The sequence below is a fragment of the Caulobacter sp. GW821-FHT10C03 genome (assembly GCF_059415485.1).
This window is the reverse complement of record NZ_JBWKNI010000004.1, coordinates 41330-56280: the sequence shown is the minus strand read 5'-3', so window position 1 is coordinate 56280 and position 14951 is coordinate 41330. Positions and strand designations below refer to the sequence as shown.

The window sequence follows — 14951 nt, the reverse complement described above, 5'->3', positions numbered from 1 at the left end:
CGGATGGGGGAGGGGCAGGGGTGGGGGTGTCTGCTGAGGGCGGTGAGAGGCGCCGGCGTCTGTCGGCCAGCGCTGCTGTCACCCCCCCATCCCCGGCCCTTCCCCCATCGAGGGGGAAGGGAGAGGGCTTTAGTTCTGGCTCGTGGCGGTCGCGACCGCGGCCACCTTGCGGGGGCCGGCTTCCAGCTGGCCCAGATCGGCGGCTTCGGTCTTCACCGCCACCGGGGCGACGGCGTCGCCGGGCTTGACCTTCTGCAGGCCGCCGACGATCACCCGGTCGCCGGGCTTGAGGCCCTGGCGGATGACCCGCAGGTTGCCGGCCAGCGGGCCGACCTCGACCGGGCGGTACTGGGCCTTGTTGTCGGCCCCGACCACGATGACGTAGCGCTTGCCGAGATCCGTCGCGATCGCCCGGTCCGGGGCCAGGGCCACCGTCTGGGCGGCGGCGCTGACCAGGCGGATGCGGGCGAACAGGCCCGGCGTGAACCGGCCGTCGGCGTTGGCGAAGATCGCCCGGCCGCTGATCGTGCCGCTCTTGGCGTCCAGGGCGTTGTCGATGAAGGCCAGCTTGCCGACGTGCGGATAACCGTCCTCGGTCATCAGGCCCATATAGACCGGGCTTTCCTTGCCGCGCTCGGCGGCGGCGTATTTCAGGAAGGTCTGCTCGTCGGCGCTGAAGGCCGCGTAGATCGGGGTGTCGGAGACCACCGTGGTCAGCATGTCGGCCTGGGTGACCAGGTTGCCGCGGGTGATCAGGGCCTTGGAGACCCGGCCGTCGATCGGCGAGGTCACGCGGGTCCATTCCAGGTTCAGGCGCGAGGTCTGCAAGGCGGCCTGGGCGGCGGCGAGATTGGCCTGGGCGGCCTTTTCTTCCGACGACAGCCGGTCGAATTCGCTGCGGGCCAGGGCGTTCTGGTCGATCAGCCGCTGGCCGCGCTCGCGGTTGACGACGGCGAGATCGAGGCCGGCCTTGGCGCGCGCCACCTCGGCCGAGGCGCGGGCGGCGTCGGCCTGGAACGGGCGCGGGTCGATCTCGAACAGCACCTGGCCCTTGCGGACATAGGCGCCTTCGGTGAAGCGGACGGTGTTCACATAGCCGCCGACCCGGGGGCGGATGTCGACGGTGTCGACCGCCTCGAGGCGGCCGGTGAAGTCGTCCCACTGGCGCAGCGACTTGAAGGCCACGTCGGCGACGGTGACCGGGACAGCGGGGGCGGGGCCTTGCTCGGGCTGGGCCTTGGCGCTGCAGGCGGCCAGGACCGCCATGGCGGCGAGGCCGGCGAAGGTGTTGATGGCGTGGCGCATCGGGGAACCTGTCGAAAGAGACGCTCGGGGAGGAGCGGACGGGGAGGGGTTACGCTGGGACGCTATTCCCAGGCCGGACGGCGAGCCCGGCGGCTGGGCTTGGGCTGGGAGGCCGTCCGGCCGATCCAGCGCTTGAGGGTGCGGCCGTGTTCGGCGGCGGTGGTCAGCCAACCCATCACGGGAGCGGCCGGGGCTTCGGGGGCGGCTGTGAGGTCGCTCGCGTTCGGCATGGCTTGCGCTCCGTTCAGGGGCTAAGAGGGAGGAAATGTCGCAGGGTCGGTTGCTTGAGGCTGGTTGCTTGACTTGGCGATGGCGGATAACGATCTAGAATGTGACGATACCGTTCGGTATCACTGACATCCGGAGAGATACTGACCGGTAACTCTCACGTCAAGGCGAGGTGCTGCGAAAATGGCTGCGAGAAAATCTGGGGAGGTCGGCTCGGGGGAGCTGGGAGCCGGGACGGCGTGCGCGCCGGACGGCCCGCCGGCGTCCAAGAGGCCCGCCCGCGACCGGATCTTCGAGACGGCCCGCGAGCTCTTCTACCAGCACGGCATCCGGGCCGTCGGCGTCGAGGCCATCGCGGCCGAGGCCGAGGCCACCAAGATGACGCTGTACCGGAACTTCCCCTCGAAGGACGAGCTGGTCGCCGAGGTCCTGCGCGAGCAGGAGCGCGAATACTGGGCCTGGTGGGACGGCGTCACGGCCATGTGCTGCAGCGATCCGCGCGGCCAGCTCGAGGCGATCTTCGACGCCTTCGAGACCAAGGCCTGCGACACCAACATCCACGGCTGCCCGCTGTCGAACGCCGCCATCGAGCTGCACGAGGAAAATCACCCCGCCCAGCAGGTGTCGGTGAACTACAAGCGCTCGCTGCACGGCCGGCTGATCGACCTGTGCAGCCGCGCCGGCGCGGCCGACCACGAGCTGGCCGACTCGCTGATGCTGCTGATGGAGGGCTCCTACACCGCCCGCGTCACCCTCGGCGCCGACGGCCCCGCCCGCTCGGTCGCCCGCGCCGCGCGGAGTTTGATCCGGGTGCACCTGGGGGATCGGTAGGGGCTGCTGGGCCCCCTCCGGCCCTCCGGGCCACCTCCCCCAAAGGGGGAGGATCTAAGAGCGCCGAGCCAAGAAGATGCTCCCCCTCTGGGGGAGCTGTCGCGAAGCGACTGAGGGGGTCAGCCCGCGATCTTCGCCGCCAGCCCCCGCGCACCGGCGACCGCATCCGCCCAGGTCACCTCGAACCCCGCCTCATCGCCATAGTACGGATCGGCCACGGCCTCGCCGGCCCGCCCCTCGACGTGATCCAGCAGCAGGCTCAGCCGCGCCCGGCTTCCGGCCGGCGCCAGGCGTTTCAGGTTCCGCAGATTGTCCAGGTCCAGCGCCACCACGTGGTCGAAGCGCTCGAAGTCGGCCGCCGTCACCTGCCGCGCCGCATAGTGGCCGATCTCCACCCCATGCCGCCGCGCCGTCGCCTGGGCCCGCCGATCCGGCGGATCGCCCGCATGCCAGCCACCGGTCCCCGCGGAATCCACGACGACGTCCAGCCCCAGACGCTGCGCCTCCAGCCGAAACGCGGCCTCGGCTAGCGGCGAGCGACAGATGTTGCCCAGGCAGACGAACAGCACGGAAATGGTCATGCCGAACCGCTAGGCCAAAACCCGCCGCGCCGACAACTCTGATTTTTCAGGAGATCTTCTAGGAGAAGAAAATGGCGCGCCCGGAACGATTCGAACGTCCGACCCTCAGATTCGTAGAATGTAGTAGGGCCTTCTCCAGCGCCCTCTAGAGCCACATTACTTGCCTCCGCAAGCGTTGTATGTCATTGTAATTATGATGATTTTCGCGATCTAGCGTACATTAGCGTACATGGACCTCGAGAAACTCACACGGAGCACTTCCCCCGACTAAACCCCGACTAAAATTCTGGGTCTGAACATGGCGTCCGAACAGCTTCTTCTCACAGACAAGGCGATCGCCCGACTCCCCTACGCCGAGACAGGGCAGTATCTCGTCCGCGACACGGAGCTGTCCGGCTTCCTGCTCAAGGTCGGCAAGCGCCGAAAAACCTTCATGGCGGAGGGCGAGCACTGGAAGCACGGCGTTCGCGAGTTTCGTGCTCAGGCCAAGCTGGGCGAGTTCGGCGAGCTCTCTAGCCGCGACGCTCGCAACAAGGCCAAAGACTTTCTCGGCCAGATCGCGCGGGGCGAAAAACCTGGCGGGGAAGCGAAGTCCAAGAGCGGACCGGTCACCTTACGGACGGCTTGGCAGAACTATCTTGATCGCCATTTGCTCCGTAAGGGACGCGATCCCGGAACGATCGCCAACTACCGCGACCATATCGAGCGACTGATGGCGGATTGGCTTGACCGACCGCTCGCTCGCCTGGGCGAAACGCCGTCGATGGTCGTCGAGCGCCACGAGCGGATCAGCGAGCTGAACGGACCCTACATCGCCAACGGCGCCATGCGCAGCTTGCGAGCGATCTACAATCACGCCCTCAAGACCAACCCCGCGTTGCCCGGCGTGAACCCTGTCAAAGCGATCGACTGGAACGTCGAGGTCCGTCGCGACACCGGCATGGGGGACCAGGACTTGGTGGGCTGGCTGCGCCAGGCGCACGCCCTGGAGAGCCCCATACGCCGCGAGTATCATCTGCTCGTCCTGCTTTCCGGCTCGCGCCCAACCGCGCTCAAAAAGGTCCGGATTGAGCACATCGATCTCCGCAAGAGGATCCTGCATGTGCCGCGCCCGAAGGGAGGCGCGAAGAAGGCCTTCGATATCCCCTTGTCGCGAGCGATGATGCGGTGCGTGATCCGGGCGATGCGTTGGGGCCGAATGCTGCATCCCGAGCAGGCCGAGTTCTGGCTCTTCCCGGCGGACAGCGCGAGCGGCCACATCGTTGAGCACAAAGAAAAGCGGATCGTTCTGTCCAAGTGGGGCAATGACCTGCGCCAGACCTTCCGGACGGTCGCGCAGATCGCCGAGGTTTCCGAGCTAGACGCCCACCTGCTGATGAACCACTCCCTGCCCGGCGTGAACACGGGCTACATCACTCGCGACCGGCTGCTCTCGGGCCACCTGCGCAAACAGCAGGAGCGAATTTCCCAGGTCGTGTGCCAGAGCGCAGCCAAGTCCGGTCCGGATATCCAGCTCTGGATCGCGGGCTTCGCCAAGCAGTCAGTGGTTTGGGAACGCACAGGTTCGGTCACCGCGGGGATGCGAATAGCGGCCTAGGCCCGGGCAACGGTGGAGAGTCTCAATGGACGGGGGCCGCTCGCTCCGCTGAACGTCCGCGATTAGAGTAGGCGAGGCCTCGCGCCCATATGGGTGTCCAAGGCAAAGGCCGTTGGTATCGGCTCAGACTGTTGAAGATACTTCATCAACATTGCCACGGGCCGCCATAACGGGCCAGTCTACGGCATGCCGCTCAGCCGAACCGATCTTGCAGACTTCAGCTACTTCCTGGCATTGGCTCGGCACCGCAACTTCCGCCGGGCGGGGCTGGAGCTGGGCGTCAGCGCCTCGGCGCTCAGCCACTCGCTAAAGGGTCTCGAAGCCCGGCTCGGGGTTCGCCTGCTCAACCGCACCAACCGTAGCGTCACCTTGACCGCGGCGGGCGAGCACCTGCAGGCGTCGATCCTGGGCCCCTTCGAGGCGATCGAGACGGCGGCGGATACGCTCAACCGGTTTCGCGCCGAACCAGCAGGGCGGATCCGGCTCAACGTTCTCGAACACGCCGGCACGCTGCTGCTGGCCCCGGTGTTGCCGCTTTTTGTCGAGCGCTATCCGGACATCGCCATCGACGTCGTGATCGCCAACCACTTGGTGGATGTGGTCGCGGCCGGCGCCGACGCTGGCATCCGCTACGGCGGCACCGTGCCGGAGGACATGGTCGCCCAGCGCCTGTCGGCCGACATCCGCTGGGTGGTGGTTGGCTCGCCCGGTTACCTGGCTCGGTTCGACGCGCCCCAGCATCCCTCGGACCTAACGCGGCATCGTTGCCTGCGCATCCGGCTGGGCGACGACAGCATCTACCACTGGGAGTTCGAGCGCGGCGATGAGGCGCTGGCGGTGGACGTTCCTGGCCAGGTCACGATCGACGACACCGCCTTCGCCATCGATCTGGTCAAGGGCGGGGCGGCGCTGGCCTATCTGCCCGAGCCGTGCGTCGCCGCGGAGGTCGCTCGGGGAACGTTGCGGACGGTGCTCGGCGACTGGGCTTCGAACGGACCCGGCTTCTACATCTACTACCCAGGCCGCCGGCAGCTGCCGACCGGGCTGCGCCTGCTGATCGACCTTATCCGAGAGGAGCGCCCGCTCGGCCTCTGACTGGCTGGCGATGATGAGCGGGGCTCAACGCCGCGATAAACGGGTGGCGGCTATTGCGCCTCCCCCCAGCCCCTATCTTGCTGGCCATGGAAACCGCCGCCAGCCTGAACCTCGACACCGTCTCAACCCGCTCTGACACCGTGCCGGCCGACCGCAGCCGCTGGAGCGCGGTCCTGGCGCTTACGCTGTGCGTGGCCACCTTGATCGCCTCGGAGTTCATGCCGGTCAGCCTGCTGACCCCAATCGCCGCGGACCTGCGGCTGACTGAGGGCATGGCTGGCCAGGCCATCGCCGTATCTGGCCTGTTCGCCGTGCTCACAAGTCTGTCGATCGGCCGGGTCGCGCGGCTGGACCGACGGCTCGTGCTGCTCGGGCTGACTGGCGTCATGGTGATTTCGGGACTTCTGGTGGCCTTGGCGCCCAACGCGCCGCTCTTCATGGTCGGCCGCGCCCTGGTCGGCGTCGTCATCGGCGGCTTCTGGTCGCTGTCGGCGGCGACCGTCATGCGCCTGGTCCGGCACGACGAGGTCCCTCGCGCCCTGGCCCTGGTCAACGGCGGCAACGCCGTGGCCACCCTGGTCGCCGCGCCGCTGGGCGCATTCCTCGGGCAGTTCATCGGCTGGCGCGGCGCCTTCTTCCTGGTCGTGCCGCTCGCGGCTGTGACCTTTGCCTGGCAATGGCTCGCCCTGCCGAAGATGCCGTCATCATTCGGCGCGACGCCGAGCGTCGTCGGCGTCCTGCGCCGGCCTTATGCCAAGGCGGGGATGGTGGCGATGGGCCTGCTGTTCGCGGGCCAGTTCGCGCTCTTCACCTATCTGCGCCCTTTCCTCGAAGGCGTCACCCGGCTTGGCGCCTCGCCGCTCTCGCTGGCCTTGTTGCTGATGGGCCTGGCCGGGCTGGCCGGCACGGCCGTGATCGGGCGCCTCGTGGCCGCGAGCCTGAGAGCGGTGCTCCTCGTCGCGCCGCTGCTGATGGCCGTGATCTCCCTTGGCCTGATCGTCGTCGGCCCAAGCGCCTTGCCGACGATGGCCATGCTGATCGGGTGGGGCTTCGTGGGCACGGCCCTGCCCGTGGCCTGGTGGACCTGGCTGGCGCGAACCCTTCCCGACGACGCCGACGCGGGCGGCGGCCTCATGGTCGCGGTGATCCAGCTGGCGATCACGGCCGGCGCGGCATGCGGCGGACTGCTGTTCGACGCCGGCGGCCACCGCGCGACCTTCCTCATCAGCGCCCTTCTGCTCTGCGCCTCGGCGGGGTTCGCCGCCCTCAGCGTCCCGCGCCGTCTCGCCAGACTCTGACCCCACGGAGATTTTCATGCAAAGCCCAGACAATCTTCCGGCCCTCGCGCGCCCATCGGCGCTGGACCGTCGACTTCTCCTCCAGGGGGTCGGCGCGAGCGTCGCCGCCCTCGCCGCCGCCTCGCTTATCCCCGCATCCGCAAAGGCTCAGGACATGACCCACGGCGCAGACAACTTCTACAAGAGCGATCGCGTGACCCTCCAACCGGTCACCTTCAAGACTCAGTACCAGACGACAGTCGCAGGCAACCTCATCACGCCCAAGGGCCTCGCCCCGGGCGCCAAGGCCCCGGCGCTGGTCGTCGGCCATCCGATGGGCGCGGTGAAGGAGCAGAGCGCGACGCTCTACGCCACCAAGATGGCCGAGCAGGGCTTCGTGACCCTGGCCATCGACCTGCCGTTCTGGGGCGGGAGCCAGGGGGAGCCGCGCAACGCGGTCGCGCCGGACCTCTATGCCGAGGCGTTCAGCGCCGCGGTGGATTTCCTGGGCACGCGGCCCTTCATCGACCGCGAGCGCATTGGCGGCATCGGCGTGTGCGGCAGTGGCAGCTTCATCCTCAGCGCGGCCAAGATCGACCCACGCCTGAAGGCGGTCGCCACCGTCAGCATGTACGACATGGGCGCGGCCAATCGCGATGGGCTGAACCACACCGTTTCGATCGAGCAGCGCAAGCAGATGATCGCCGCGGCGGCCCAGAAGCGCTGGGCTGAGTTCGAAGGCGGGACGGTCGAGGTCGCCGGCGGCACGACCCTGCAGCTGACGGCCGACACCGATCCCATCCAGCGTGAGTTCTACGACTTCTACCGCACCCCGCGCGGCGAGGTGACGCCGCCCGGCGCGTCGCGCGAGCGCACCACCAAGCCGACGGTGACGAGCAACATCAAGTTCATGAACTTCTATCCGTTCAACGACCTTGAAACGATCTCGCCGCGCCCCTTGCTGTTCATCAGCGGCGACCAGGCCCACTCCAAGGAGTTCAGCGCCGAAGCGTACCGTCGCGCCGCCGAGCCGAAGGAGCTTGTCTGGGTGGCGGGCGCGGGTCACGTCGACCTCTACGACCGCGTGGACATGATCCCGTTCGCCAAGCTGACCCGCTTCTTCCGGCAACACCTGGCCGCCTAGGGCGACCGGTCCTCAATCCAGGGAGACCCGCCATGCGTCGCACCGTCCTGGCCGCCGCCAGCCTCGCCCTCGTCTCAATGGGACACGCCATGGCGCAAGAGCGCATCCAGATCTTGTCGCCGTGGGGCGAGGTCACCGCCACCCTGACCGACAACGCCGCCGCGCGCGCTTTCGCGCGGCGGTTGCCGATGACGATCGAGATGCGCGACCACCTGAGGCAGGAGAAGACGGGGACTTTGCCTGCACCGCTGCCGCAGGCCCCACGTAAGTTGGATTTCGAGCCCGGCACGCTCGGCTTGTGGGGCTCGGACGACTTAGTGATTTACTACCGCCGGGGCCGCGTGCCCCAGCCCGGCATCGTCGTCCTTGGCAAGGTGGCCGGCGATGTTTCGATCTTCGATCGACCAGGACCGCTGAAGATCCAGGTGTACCGTGCCGAGCGCGGTCCCCAAGAGTGAACGGGTCCAGGCTCTGGCTTGCTTGTTTTGCAGCCAGTGGTGGGGAGCTGCCATATCGAACCGCTGACCCCGTAATTGGTCCGGTGCTGTCGGCGCCCATTCCACTAGCTCAGCATCATGCCCAAAGTCCCCGGCTTGTTGGCGTCTTGAAGATCGCGGGCGCTGCTTGATGTTCCGGCGCGGCAAGTACCGCTGATGGGCTCCAACGCGGAGGGTAATATTCAAGGCCGCCCAGCCGGCTTCGCCCACTCTGAGATCGCGCTATGCAAGGATTTGCAAATGTCGATCGAAGTCAACAAGAGCGTCATTTCCCGCTACTACGATCTCGTCAACCAAGGGGCGCTCGACGCTCTGGTCGAGCTGGTCGATACATCTTGTCGATCACCAAACGACGGCCAATTCGACGTCTGCGAACTCCAACGCTATCTGGGCGGCCTTCGCTCGGCCTTTCCGGACATGATCTGGCGCCCGTTGGACATGATGGCTGAAGGTAGTCGGGTTATGGTTCTGGCTCAGATCACGGGAACCCACCTTAATCCTCTGGGCGACTTGCCGCCCACTGGAACCAGGATCGCGTTTGAAGCCCTGCAGGCCTATCGCGTTAGCGCCGGTAAGCTCTGCGAACATTGGCGGATCGAGCCGGTCGCATAGACGATCAGGATGCGGAGCCCCACCCTCTGCCTCACTAAAGCACCGCCGAACCTGTCAAATCGACGCTGAGCGTCCAAGCGCCATCGCCGCTGAAATGAGACTGTGGAGACGTCCTCAAGGACGGGTCCTCCTCCCCCAAAACCCAGGACCCGCCGCCCTCCTCACACCGCCTCAACCCCGAGGAGGGCGGCCATCCTTGTGGTTTCGCACACCGCCGCGATTGAGTTTGGCGAGAACCTCGTGCGCCGCTCGCAGATCGGCCGTGGCGTGCCCTTCGCTGAACCCTTCGACGATCGGGGCCAGAAGCGCCTCGGCCTCATCGGCCAGGCCCTGACTGTTCCAGAGCCGCGCCAGGCTGTTGGCGGCGCGCAACTCCCAACCGGTCGCGCGATGACGACGGCTCAGGTTGAGCGCACGCTTGAAGCTTGTTTCGGCGCCATCATGGTCGCCCTGACCCAGGAGGCGCTCGCCTTCGGCTCGGAAAACCTCCGGCGCGCACCAGCCCACCAGACCCGCCTCAACGCGAGCCAGGACACCCGGCGTAATGAACACCGCGGCGAAGGTCGCCATGGCGTCCGCCTGCTTGGCGTCTTGGGGCGGCGCCACAGCGACGCCGGTCTGGCGCCAACGCAGCACTTCCTCGAAGCGCTGGGCCCAGCTGCGCCAATAGTTGGCCTGACCCGCGCTGGACAAGTCCAGGAGGCGGTCGATGTGGGTCTGGGCTCGGGCCTCGTCCCCCCGCCACAGGGCGACCGGCGCGGCGGCCAAGGCCAGTGCATGGCACATGGCGATGCCCAGGTCGGCGGCGGCATGGCTGATCGCCGCCTCGACCATCTCCTCGGCCTGGTCCGGATGCCCCTGGATCCACAGGATCCGGGCCATGATGATGCGCATCGAGACTTGCCGGCTCACGCCCGGCATCGACATCGACAGGGGAATGGAGCGCTGCGGATAGTTGATGACCCGCTCGGCCAGGATCCGCGCCCGATCGTGACGCCCGAGAAAGTGCTGGGCCTGGGCCGAGGTCCTATCGCCCAGCAGGGTGATGAAGGGTTCGGACGAGACCTTGGCCACCATGCTCAGACGGTTGCTGAACTCGGCGGCGGCCGGGTAGTCGGCCTTGCCGAAGGCGCAGGACCAGACCCCCAGAAGGGTCGACGCCTGCTCGCTGGCGATGCCGACCCGCTCGGCCAATTCGTGAGCCTTGGAGAAGGCGGCCGTCGCTTCGGCTCCGGTGCCCCAGGTCAGCTGGGCGAGGTTTGCATAGGCGGTGTTGAGGCGCATCTGCAGGATCGGGCTACGCCGCCAGCCATCGCTGACGTCTAGCGCCAGCTTCACGCGCCCGCGGAACTCCGCGGTCAGAGACAGCTGCACCGCCAAGGGAACGGCCGCGGCCGTCAACGCCACCCCGAGCGGGCGGTCACCAATGCCCATGCACCAGTCGATGGCTGACCTTAGATCGTGGATGACATAGCCGTAGCGCTCCACCCACTGACGCTGACCAAGCTCATCCCAATCACCTTCGGCGCGTTTGAGGATTTCGTGGCAGACCTCGGCATGGCGACGACGGACAAGCGCGTAGTCATTTTCGCTCTGGAGACCGGAAAGGGCGAAGTCCCGCACAGCGGCGTGAAGTCGATAGAGCAGGACGCCGTCGACGATATCGCGGGTGACCAGGTGCATCCCCGCCAGCCGTCCCATGACGGCGCCCAGGTCCGAGACCCCGCAAATCTGAGCCATGGACTGGGCGGCTGCGAGGCTGATGAAACCGTTGAAGCTGGCGAGTTGGCGCAGAAAGGCGGCTTCGGATTCATCAAGCGCCGACAATGCCCATCCAAGGACGACATCGAGGCCCAGCCCGTCCTTGCCGTAGGCTGGAATGCGGGAAGCCAGCGCATCGACGTGCTCGGGCGATGCGGCGGCGACAAGCTCTATGGCGAGCGGCGCGCCGGCCAAGGCCTCGACCAGACGGCCGTAGGGATAGAAGTCCATGTCCGACAGATCGGGCGCCATCAGGCGTTCGATCCGTCGCTGTTTCATGAGCGCTGCGGCGGGCGATGCGTCGCCCGTCTCGACGGAAAGACCCTGGAGGCGATAGACGCGCTCGTCGGGGGCCCCCAAAGGTCGCGGCGCGCTTGTGAGGCAACGCACGCCAGGACAAGCCTCCAGCAAGCGGTCGGCGAATGACGGCGCCGCCTCGGCGATTCCCGCGCAGTCGTCGAGCACGAGAAGAAACTGCTTGTCGCGCAGATGGGCCAAGATGCTGGGGGACGGGTCCTCCGAGAGACTGCCGACACCCAGGGCCATAGCCACCGCGTTCGCCAGTCCGTCCGGTGATTTGACGACTCCGAGGTCGACGAAGCACGCCCCGTCGACGAAGCGCGCGCTGGTACTTTCTGCGGCCGCGACGGCGACGGCGCTCTTTCCCACGCCGGGCGCCCCGACCACGGTCACGAAGCGCGCCTGATCCAGCAGTTCGGCGATGTTGCGGATGTCTTCGTCGCGCCCCACCAGACGGTCACCGGGTCCTGGCAGGTTGTTCCTGGTCTTCACCACCCGCAGCGACGGGGTCGACGGCACGCTCTGTCGGCTCACTAACGCGCCAAAGCAGTAGCCCGTCGAGCGTCGGGTGATGTAGGCGCGCCCGCTGGGATCGAGACCCAGGCGCCGGCACAGGATCCGGACATAGGCCTCGATCATTTCCGCGCCGCCATCGCCGGCGCGACCAGAGTAGACGATCAACTCATCCGGCGTGACCTGCTCGCCCGCGCGCTCGACCAGCGCCGCAAGGATGGCGAAGATCGCCTCGCCGAGGTGAACCGGATTGTCCCCTTCGCGCAGGGTCTTGGCGGAGCGCCGAAGGCTGAACGGGCCAAAATTGAGCGCATCCTCAACCGCGGCGCCGGGTCTTGTCGTCATCATCGACCTGTCCGCCTCATGCCGCCACACGGAGCGTCTCGAGCAACGACTTGGCGGCCAGGATGTCGGCGGTCGAGAACCCTTCGGTGAACTGATCGCAGATCGGGGCCAGCATCTGCAGTCCCTCCTTGCCACGACCGTCCTGCGCCCAGAGGCGCGCCAGGCTCGTCGCCGCGCGAAGACGCCAAGATAGCGCGCCCTGCCGGGTGGCTAGGTCCAGAGCACGCTCGAAATAGCCTTCGGCGATACGGCGGGCGTCGCTGCCGCCGCTGACTAGGGCGATCTGCCCTTCGGCGCGTAGGATTTCCGGAGCGCACCATCCCACAACACCGCGCTCAACCCGTTCCAACGATTCGGCGCTCGCATATCGCCAGTCCAGAGCGCCCAAGCCGTCGAGCTGCTTTGCGCCCAGCAGGTGGCTGTTGACGTGCAGCCGGCTGTCCTGCGGATCGGCCTTGAGAGTGTGGAGAATGGCTTCGGCCCAGCTAGCCCAATACTCCGTCCCCGAAGCGCGCGCGTGATGGCGAAGGCGTTCGGTCAGTTGCAGGGCCAGCTCCATGTCGCCGCGCCAGATGGCGATCGGGCACGCCGCAAGCGCCAGGGTTTGCGACAGCGCCAGGGAAAGATCGGACGCGGAGAGTTCGATAGCCTCGAGCGCCATCGCCATGGCCTGATCCGCTAACCCCTCGATCCAGAGGATCCGCGACAGGATGATCCGCATGGACACCTTGCGGTTCAACTGCATCGGACTGCCGACCGGAAGGCGGATGCCCTGGGTCGGATGGTTGAGGACGCGCTCGGCGTAGGTCCGACCTCGCGTGTGGTCCCCGAGGAAGTGGCTGGCCTGGGCGATCTGCCGGTCGGAGGTCAGCTGCAGCATGGGATCTGAGCTGGCGCGACCGAGCATGCCCAGATGTTCGGCCGCCTTCAGCGCCGCTGGGTAGTCGCCCAGGCTGAAAGCCCATTGGAAGAGATCGAGCGTGGCCGATTTGTCGTGGTTGGGATCGTTCAGGGTCTCCGAAAGGCTCACGGTCTTGGCGTAGGCCGAGGTGATCATCGAGCCCGAACCAGACTCATGGAAGGACACCGTGCCCAGGAACGTGTTGAGCTGGACCTCGGCAATGGGAAGGGGAAACGGCAGGCGCTCAAGTTCGACGATCGCTCGGTTCACCCGCCCGCGAAACTCGCGCATCAGGGATAGCTGGCAGGCCAGAGGCACGGAGGCGGCGGTGAGTTCGATCCCCGTGACCGCGTCGCCGCCGGCCGAGAAAGCCCAGTCGATGCCGGCGCGGATATCGTCGATCCAGGGCGCGTACTCGGCCATCCAGTCGTCGCGCAGCTGCTCAGGCCAACCGCGTTCGGCGCGGCCGAGGATGTCCAGGCAGAGCGCGGCATGCCGCCGTCGAACATCGTCCCCCTCGCCCTGCGCCTCCAGCTTGGCGGCCGCATACGCACGGGTCATATCGAGCAGACGATACACCGCCCCGCCGCCCGTTTCGGCGGCCACCAGCGACTTGGCCCGCAGGCTCTGCAGGGTCTCCATGACCGCGCCGTCGAATGGATCGGTCCCGCAGACCATGGCGGCGGCGCGGGCGGTGAACCTTCCTGAGAAGACCGAGAGTCTACGCAGCAGGTCCTGTTCGGCCGCGTCCAGTCGTTCGTAGCTCCAATCGAGCATCGCCGTCAGGGTGCGGTGTCGCGGTTGGGCCGAGCGCCTGATCTGAGTGAGAGTCAAAAGCCGCTGGTCCAGTTCCGCGGCCAAGCCGGTCACCCCCAGCTGGCCGATCCGCGCGGCGGCCAACTCGATCGCCAGGGGAATGCCGTCCAGCCGGCGACACAGTACGCTGACGACGGGCGCTTCGGCGGCCGACAGCACGAAGGCGTCGTCGCCGGCCTGGGCCCGTTCGACAAAGAGCTCGACCGCAGCAAATTGCAGCGCATCGTCTGGACCGATGAAATCGCTCGATGGCGGTGTCTGAAGGGGCGGCAGGTGATGGACGGTTTCGCCGTCGGCGCCGAGCGCTTCGCGCCCCGTCGCCAGAACATCGACGTGCGGTGTGCCACGCAGAATTTCCTCCACGATCGCCGCGACCGTCTCCACCACGTGTTCGCAGTTATCGACCAGGAGCAGCATCTGCTTGCCCGCCAAGGCCCGGGCCAGCCCCTCGCTGGACTCTCCGGTCGCGGTGTTGAGGCCAAGGGTGGCGGCGAACGCGCTGACCACCGCTTCGGGGTGGGCGACCGGCGCCAGGTCGATGAGATGGACGCCATCGGCGTAGCGCGGCACGATCTGGTGCGCCACGGCGACGGCGACGGTCGTCTTGCCTATGCCGCCAGGACCGCAGATCGTCACCAAACGACGATCGCGCAACTGACTGGCCAGGGCGTCGACGGCCGCGCTCCGGCCGATCATTCGCGGCAGAGCCGGTGGAATTCTGGCGCCTCCCGCCGAAATCGGGGCCGGCGTCGGGTCCGAAACCGGGGCGGCGCGTTCGGCGACGGGGGCGACGAAGCAATAGCCCCGACCTGGGATATTGGCGATGTAGCGGGCGCCGTCTTGGCCATCGCCGATGGCCTTGCGCAACGTGGCGATATGGGCCCGCAGGGTGGCTTCCTCGACATAATGGCCAGGCCACGCGGCGGCCATCAGCTCTTCCTTGCTGACGACGTCGCCGGCGCGGCTCACCAGGTGCGTGAGGATGTCCAGGGCCCGGCCGCCGAGCCGCACCGCGCCGCCGCCCTCGAACAGCGCCTTCTGGGCGACGGAAAGTCGATAAGGGCCAAAGCAGTGCTCCTGGCCGCCTTCCGAAAGCATGGCCAGCTCCGTTTGACAGTCGGCCAACTATGCCTGTGTCGCACCCTGGC

General features: G+C 67.3%; 12 protein-coding genes. 7 read left to right on the top strand and 5 right to left on the bottom strand.

Annotated features, from left to right (window positions below):
• Positions 1-129: 129 nt before the first annotated feature.
• Positions 130-1305 (bottom strand): efflux RND transporter periplasmic adaptor subunit, encoded by a 1176-nt coding sequence (locus AC07NG_RS06125; protein ID WP_494592716.1) that lies wholly within the window; start codon positions 1303-1305, stop codon positions 130-132.
• A 62-nt stretch (positions 1306-1367) separates the two neighbouring features.
• The gene (locus tag AC07NG_RS06120) at positions 1368-1535 is read right to left on the bottom strand and encodes a hypothetical protein (protein WP_487290672.1); all 168 of its coding nucleotides are present in this window, start codon (positions 1533-1535) and stop codon (positions 1368-1370) included.
• Positions 1536-1716: 181 nt separating this feature from the next.
• On the opposite strand from AC07NG_RS06120, the gene AC07NG_RS06115 reads away from it, so the two are divergent.
• Complete coding sequence (locus AC07NG_RS06115; RefSeq protein ID WP_110120406.1) at positions 1717-2364, top strand: TetR/AcrR family transcriptional regulator; 648 nt, start codon at positions 1717-1719, stop codon at positions 2362-2364.
• Between the two features lie 119 nt (positions 2365-2483).
• Here the strand turns inward: AC07NG_RS06115 and AC07NG_RS06110 are convergent, their stop codons facing one another.
• Positions 2484-2945 (bottom strand): low molecular weight protein-tyrosine-phosphatase, encoded by a 462-nt coding sequence (locus AC07NG_RS06110; protein ID WP_494592715.1) that lies wholly within the window; start codon positions 2943-2945, stop codon positions 2484-2486.
• Between the two features lie 298 nt (positions 2946-3243).
• Here AC07NG_RS06110 and AC07NG_RS06105 point away from each other — a divergent pair, with 298 nt between their 5' ends.
• From AC07NG_RS06105 to AC07NG_RS06080, 6 genes are all read left to right on the top strand, one after another.
• Positions 3244-4542 carry an integrase arm-type DNA-binding domain-containing protein gene (locus AC07NG_RS06105; protein WP_492855627.1) on the top strand — a complete coding sequence of 433 codons (1299 nt, stop codon included), beginning with the start codon at positions 3244-3246 and terminating at the stop codon, positions 4540-4542.
• 186 nt (positions 4543-4728) lie between these two features.
• The gene (locus tag AC07NG_RS06100; RefSeq protein WP_492855628.1) at positions 4729-5637 is read left to right on the top strand and encodes a LysR family transcriptional regulator; all 909 of its coding nucleotides are present in this window, start codon (positions 4729-4731) and stop codon (positions 5635-5637) included.
• A gap of 86 nt (positions 5638-5723) precedes the next feature.
• Positions 5724-6935, top strand: coding sequence for an MFS transporter (locus tag AC07NG_RS06095; protein WP_492855629.1), 1212 nt, complete (start codon positions 5724-5726; stop codon positions 6933-6935).
• A 154-nt stretch (positions 6936-7089) separates the two neighbouring features.
• Positions 7090-8058, top strand: a complete 969-nt coding sequence (locus AC07NG_RS06090) for an alpha/beta hydrolase (protein ID WP_492860801.1) — start codon at positions 7090-7092, stop codon at positions 8056-8058.
• 32 nt (positions 8059-8090) lie between these two features.
• On the top strand, positions 8091-8516 hold the full coding sequence (locus tag AC07NG_RS06085) for a cyclophilin-like fold protein (RefSeq protein WP_492855632.1): 426 nt from the start codon (positions 8091-8093) through the stop codon (positions 8514-8516).
• A 279-nt stretch (positions 8517-8795) separates the two neighbouring features.
• Positions 8796-9167 carry an ester cyclase gene (locus tag AC07NG_RS06080; protein WP_492860802.1) on the top strand — a complete coding sequence of 124 codons (372 nt, stop codon included), beginning with the start codon at positions 8796-8798 and terminating at the stop codon, positions 9165-9167.
• Positions 9168-9338: 171 nt separating this feature from the next.
• Here AC07NG_RS06080 and AC07NG_RS06075 read toward each other — a convergent pair whose 3' ends face one another.
• The gene (locus AC07NG_RS06075; protein ID WP_494592714.1) at positions 9339-12089 is read right to left on the bottom strand and encodes an ATP-binding protein; all 2751 of its coding nucleotides are present in this window, start codon (positions 12087-12089) and stop codon (positions 9339-9341) included.
• Between the two features lie 13 nt (positions 12090-12102).
• A complete protein-coding gene (locus AC07NG_RS06070) occupies positions 12103-14901 on the bottom strand; it encodes an ATP-binding protein (protein WP_494592713.1) in 2799 nt (932 codons plus the stop codon).
• Positions 14902-14951 lie beyond the last annotated feature (50 nt).

Coding starts and splice junctions, on each gene's coding strand:
- AC07NG_RS06125 (WP_494592716.1), bottom strand. CDS start 1,305: ATGCGCCACGCCATCAACACCTTCGCCGGCCTCGCCGCCATGGCGGTC.
- AC07NG_RS06120 (WP_487290672.1), bottom strand. CDS start 1,535: ATGCCGAACGCGAGCGACCTCACAGCCGCCCCCGAAGCCCCGGCCGCT.
- AC07NG_RS06115 (WP_110120406.1), top strand. CDS start 1,717: ATGGCTGCGAGAAAATCTGGGGAGGTCGGCTCGGGGGAGCTGGGAGCC.
- AC07NG_RS06110 (WP_494592715.1), bottom strand. CDS start 2,945: ATGACCATTTCCGTGCTGTTCGTCTGCCTGGGCAACATCTGTCGCTCG.
- AC07NG_RS06105 (WP_492855627.1), top strand. CDS start 3,244: ATGGCGTCCGAACAGCTTCTTCTCACAGACAAGGCGATCGCCCGACTC.
- AC07NG_RS06100 (WP_492855628.1), top strand. CDS start 4,729: ATGCCGCTCAGCCGAACCGATCTTGCAGACTTCAGCTACTTCCTGGCA.
- AC07NG_RS06095 (WP_492855629.1), top strand. CDS start 5,724: ATGGAAACCGCCGCCAGCCTGAACCTCGACACCGTCTCAACCCGCTCT.
- AC07NG_RS06090 (WP_492860801.1), top strand. CDS start 7,090: ATGACCCACGGCGCAGACAACTTCTACAAGAGCGATCGCGTGACCCTC.
- AC07NG_RS06085 (WP_492855632.1), top strand. CDS start 8,091: ATGCGTCGCACCGTCCTGGCCGCCGCCAGCCTCGCCCTCGTCTCAATG.
- AC07NG_RS06080 (WP_492860802.1), top strand. CDS start 8,796: ATGTCGATCGAAGTCAACAAGAGCGTCATTTCCCGCTACTACGATCTC.
- AC07NG_RS06075 (WP_494592714.1), bottom strand. CDS start 12,089: ATGATGACGACAAGACCCGGCGCCGCGGTTGAGGATGCGCTCAATTTT.
- AC07NG_RS06070 (WP_494592713.1), bottom strand. CDS start 14,901: ATGCTTTCGGAAGGCGGCCAGGAGCACTGCTTTGGCCCTTATCGACTT.